Annotated in this window: 5 protein-coding genes; 1 reads left to right on the top strand and 4 read right to left on the bottom strand. The window is 31.8% G+C overall.

Features of this window, described 5'->3' with window-relative positions:
* Positions 1-226: 226 nt before the first annotated feature.
* Together LEP1GSC062_RS23555 and LEP1GSC062_RS02750 are read right to left on the bottom strand one after the other, a co-directional pair.
* Positions 227-793, bottom strand: a complete 567-nt coding sequence (locus LEP1GSC062_RS23555; protein WP_162142158.1) for a hypothetical protein — start codon at positions 791-793, stop codon at positions 227-229.
* Positions 794-912: 119 nt separating this feature from the next.
* Positions 913-1,875: a hypothetical protein gene (locus LEP1GSC062_RS02750; protein WP_010576947.1), complete on the bottom strand. Its 963-nt coding sequence runs from the start codon at positions 1,873-1,875 to the stop codon at positions 913-915.
* Positions 1,876-2,516: 641 nt separating this feature from the next.
* Here LEP1GSC062_RS02750 and LEP1GSC062_RS02745 point away from each other — a divergent pair.
* Entirely contained in the window at positions 2,517-3,698 is a 1,182-nt protein-coding gene (locus LEP1GSC062_RS02745) for a DUF6161 domain-containing protein (RefSeq protein WP_010576948.1), read from the top strand.
* Positions 3,699-3,782: 84 nt separating this feature from the next.
* Here LEP1GSC062_RS02745 and LEP1GSC062_RS02740 read toward each other — a convergent pair whose 3' ends face one another.
* Entirely contained in the window at positions 3,783-3,998 is a 216-nt protein-coding gene (locus LEP1GSC062_RS02740) for a helix-turn-helix domain-containing protein (RefSeq protein ID WP_244265078.1), read from the bottom strand.
* A gap of 19 nt (positions 3,999-4,017) precedes the next feature.
* Complete coding sequence (locus LEP1GSC062_RS02735) at positions 4,018-4,449, bottom strand: type II toxin-antitoxin system RelE/ParE family toxin (protein WP_020983338.1); 432 nt, start codon at positions 4,447-4,449, stop codon at positions 4,018-4,020.
* Between the last annotated feature and the right edge of the window lie 359 nt (positions 4,450-4,808).

Below are 4,808 nucleotides of genomic sequence, written 5' to 3'. Positions count from 1 at the left end.
AGAATTCAATTTACCTAATATACCTACGGAAGAACTTTCAAGGATTAAAGATTGGCCAATCTGGAATCTTTATCTAAGAAATAAAAATATAAAATAGTGGTCTTATTTTTTTAAAAATTTGAATTAAGATAGAAGCCAAAAAACCAAAGCATAGCCGCTAGAAGAAATAGTATAAAAAGGGTAGCCATAACACGCAATTTAGGATGCGCCTGAAATTCTTTATCCATTACCACTGAGCTTTTATAATATTTTCTTGAAGTAACTTAATAAGCTGTAAAGACATTTTTGTATTCTGAACTTGAAAATGCGTTTCTTCATATATCGTATTGTTCATATTTGCTTGTAGCCATATATGATAATCTATAATTCCTAAGTCATTGGTCGCTTTTTGGTAGAAATGACTTTTTTTGAAATCGTAAATCAATTGAGACTTAACGGTAATTTGACCAAGAAAACAAGATTCTAAATCTGTCCAATTCAATTGAAAGTCTCGCGAAATCCATACTAAGATATTAGGAACGATATGTTGTGGATTTGTTTTTTTGAATTGTTTACATGCTGTATGTTGAAGATCTGAAAGTTTCGATAGTATTGTTGAATGTTTATATCCATTAAATATTTTATTGAAAACTAACTTTGGAGATTTTACTTCACAATAAAAGAAGCCTCCGTCTGTATACTTAACTTGAAAATCGGTTTTACTAATATTAAAAGTGGTTATCCTCTCCGGACAAATCTTTTTCTTAACCTTGAAGAATTGTTCTACTAAAATTAAATCTTGTTTATCATTCATGCAACTTGTAATATATATTTTGGTAAATTCTATTTTCCAATACGGATATTCAAATATTTCCAAAACCTATTGCCCTATAACTAAGGCACATCGGCAACCGAGCGAAACGGGAAACGAAGTTAGGCGTCGTTTCGCGTAATTCCGATATCTATTATTTTATATATTTTATTATCTTTTCCAGTCCATTCTTTCGGACCAATCCATGTAGCCTTAACAAAGCCTAATTCCCCTTTCATTTTTGTAAATCTTTCATGTTTATAGGTCCGTAAATATCCTCGACGAAAGTGTGATGAAAGATACCCTGATCTATGATTTCTATTAATTTCAAAAAGTTTGCCATCACGCGATTTTTTAAGCGAATGCTTATCAATTATTAAAAAATGACTTTTTGATAAAATATATTCTGATGATTTATTCAAAATTTTAGAATTATATTTTTGTACAATATAATTCTTCGGTGAATTAAGATATTCAATAAAATATAGAATAAAATAGATAGTTGTCCCGTGCGCCCAGTTGAAAATATGCCTTATCAGTGGTTGAGACATTTGGTCTTCATCTAATGAAACAATTTCATCCATTTTTCCTTGTGATAAGAAATTACTAGTTCGAGACATCGTCATTTTTATAAAAATTTTATAATTATCTTTGTCAATTAAAAAACTTATTATGCTATTTATATCTATAATTTGTTCTAAGATGAACTTTGGAAGTTGGTCATTATATGGCAATGGCTTTAAAAATTGATATAAGATTAAATCATTATTCCTGATTGTAACGTAAAATGAGCTATCACAAGCAAGCTTCGAAAAAACAGAATCATCATCTGTGCTTAATAAGATACTACCAGTGTCAATATAAAAGGAATTGAAAGGTAGATAAATCTTCCGGTTTGCTTGATTAAAAATTAACTCATTAATTAATTCAAATGCACTACCATTTTTTAACTTCTCCTTCATGATTTCATTATATTCTTGTGAAGAAAATAGAAAATATGGAAGCAATTCGAAATTTTCGCTCAGTTTATTAAATGCAGCTAATTCATAGCTATTATGAAGTTTAACTATTTCATTTTTTTCCATAAAATCTCTGTGGTTTTTATTTATACCGAGCGAAATGACGCCTAACTATTAATCTCTGAATGTCGCATAAATACCTAATAACAACCAAATATACGAATATCATAAAGACACATTATTCAATCAACCCAAACTTAATAAGAAAACCCATCATAATGAGGAAATGAGGCGACTTGCATCAAGAAAAAACGATTCAAAGGAGCAAAAGGGAATCATATAAAAATCTACTCCAAATATAGAATGATATTCAAGAGGCGTAAACTATTTTCTGTTCTAAGATGCAGATCGTCCAGCCGGTGCAGACGTCCGTTGCACAGAGAGTTGAGAAAAAGCCTCCATACACATTCCCGCCGTTGTAAGCAATAAGATCCACTTGGGTAAAACCTAGAGACGTATCTTTCTGAGTAATGACTCAGATATTAAAATTTCGATTTTCGGAGGTTTTTTTTATATGTCTCGGGGATTGGCTCGAAGGCGATTGATGTAATCTCAAAATTGATTTTTAGAAGGGCGAACTCATAGCCTTATACTTTACCTCTATTCTGTTCTTTCTTTAGACCCGATGAGGGGCTTTTTTATTGCGTTTGGTACATATCATTCTTACTTTGAATATTCAGATTACTTAAAATTTAGCAGGATTTGGTATGGGAGTAGAAATGGAAGAAATAAATCGGATCTTTAACAAAAGAAATTGGAAATTATCAATAGATAATGAAGAGACTGTAATCAAGGATATTACTTCACTTTCAGATGTATTAAAAAAAGAAATATCTGTTTGGAAAAATTACTCAATAGGAAAACTCGGGAATATACAAAGCTTTTTTAGTGCTCTTAACTTTAAGCTCGAACAAGCAATTATTAATTTCAATAATAACAAAAACGAAGCATTACTTGATAGGGAGCTAAACGAAATTCATAATTCGTTAATGATGGATTTTTATAATAAAGTTTATAGCAATTCAGATAAAGGTACAAAAATTAGATCCTTGTATTCAAATTCTGAAAATGAAATTGAAGGTATTGCAGATTATTTCAATGGAACGTTCAACGCTCATTATTTAAGAAAAGAGTATTTAACTGGATATATCAAATCTGTTTTCATTGATAACCCGAAACTTTTTTCGAATGGATTCGAAGAGCTTTTTTTAAAAAGTAAAGAGTATAATAGCGAATTAAAAAAAGTGAGCAATGCGACTATCCATCAAAGTAATTCTTTTTTGAATGAACTGAGAAATCAGGTGGAAAGTATTAAGTCTTCGGGTGAGAATATATTCGCTACACACAAGCATAGAACCGTAGAATTCGAAAAGGAATATAAGAAAAAATTTGATGAAATCTTAAAGAACTACGAAGAAAAACTCCGTATTTCAGCACCGGCGCAATATTGGCAAGAAATGGAAACGCATTATCTAAAAAAAGGACACAGATGGAGAAACCTTTCTTTCTTAATCGGAGGACTTACTATTAGTTTCATCAGTGTTATTTTCTTTTTCTATCCATCGCATTGGAGCCCTGATGTTTTCTCTCTTCAAAGTGTGAAAGGTGCGCTTCTCATCGGTATTGCTATTTCGACCTTTGTCTACCTTCTTCGGATTTCAATCAAACTTACTTTGAGCAATTATCATCTTGCCGTTGACGCAAAAGAGCGACTTCAACTGAGTCACTTTTATCTTGCGATGTTAAAAGAAGGCGGCCTTGAAAAAGAAGATCGGAATCTAGTCTTACAAGCACTTTTTGGACGAGCAGATTCAGGCTTGTTGCAAGGAGATAGTGGACCGACTCTTCCAATCGATATCTCTACTCTTAAATCCTTCGTGAGTAAATGATTTTGACAGGATTTAGCTATTGGATAAACTGAAAGCATATCATACAGCTTATAAAAATTAACAATTCGAATTTAACTTAAATTTTCAAGGAACATGAACCAATTCTTTATTACCTTTTTTAAATACGATCGCCCCACCAAGCGCCTCGACTATCTTGAGCAAACTCAAGAAAGTAGGATTATCTTTTTTTCCAGATTTCAATTCCTGGATACTTGTAGGGGAGAGTTTTGTTATTTTTGCAAGTTCGCGAACTGAAATATTTTCAAGCTCCATTAACTCAGTAACTAATTCCGAGAGCAAAAACTCATTATATTTTTTTTCAAAACTCTTTTTTCTCTTCGGATTTTGTATTACTCTTTCGAAAGTTGTCTGACTTTTCATAATAGCCTCTTTTCTTCGTTCGTTCTAAATAATCAGTTCGAAATGATTTTGCCCGTTCTTTCTCATTTGCAGGCAATTTATCTTGTTTCTTTTGGAAACCGTTTGTTACTATTATCTTTTTTCCAACTGTAAAAAAACACAGAAATCGATTTGGTTTGGGTTTAAACGCGAATATCTTATCACCCTCGTTTCGGAATTTTTCCTTATTAAAAATTTTTCCGCGGTCAGCCATAATTTTTACTAAAACTAAAAAATCTTCCTGTTCATCCACTGTAAGTGAATCGAAAAATTCTAATGCGTTTGATTTTGAGTTTTTATCATAATACCATTCAACAATGAATTTTTGGCCTTTATATACGATAAATTCCATTTCGCCTGTGTAACAGTATAATGTTACGTGGAATGCTGTCAACAAAAAACATTGAGACATTCCAAGGGACCATTTAAATAAAAGATATTATTGCAGAATTACAACGAATCGAATTTGAAGCTACCAATGATCGTAACGGACATTGATTTTATTTTTAGTTTCTTATGTGATGCAACAGGCAACTTCCCATAATGTAGATTTGGTCACATTAGTGAACATTTGTTCATGAGAGTGCCCATACATCCTTTACACATCATACTCAAATGGCTTCGCTATATTTTCTGATTTTGTCAATCTCGTGACCATGCGCATTTTGAACTTCGAACAGATCATGAGTTGCTTGTAGATTGAGCCAAAAT

The organism is Leptospira alexanderi serovar Manhao 3 str. L 60 (assembly GCF_000243815.2).
Lineage (GTDB): Bacteria > Spirochaetota > Leptospiria > Leptospirales > Leptospiraceae > Leptospira > Leptospira alexanderi.
The sequence above is the reverse complement of the archived record's forward strand: the minus strand, read 5'-3'. Positions and strand labels throughout refer to the sequence as shown.

What these genes read in the sequence shown, in the direction of transcription:
- LEP1GSC062_RS23555 (WP_162142158.1), bottom strand. Translation starts at nt 793, where the DNA reads ATGAATGATAAACAAGATTTAATTTTAGTAGAACAATTCTTCAAGGTT.
- LEP1GSC062_RS02750 (WP_010576947.1), bottom strand. Translation starts at nt 1,875, where the DNA reads ATGGAAAAAAATGAAATAGTTAAACTTCATAATAGCTATGAATTAGCT.
- LEP1GSC062_RS02745 (WP_010576948.1), top strand. Translation starts at nt 2,517, where the DNA reads ATGGGAGTAGAAATGGAAGAAATAAATCGGATCTTTAACAAAAGAAAT.
- LEP1GSC062_RS02735 (WP_020983338.1), bottom strand. Translation starts at nt 4,449, where the DNA reads ATGGAATTTATCGTATATAAAGGCCAAAAATTCATTGTTGAATGGTAT.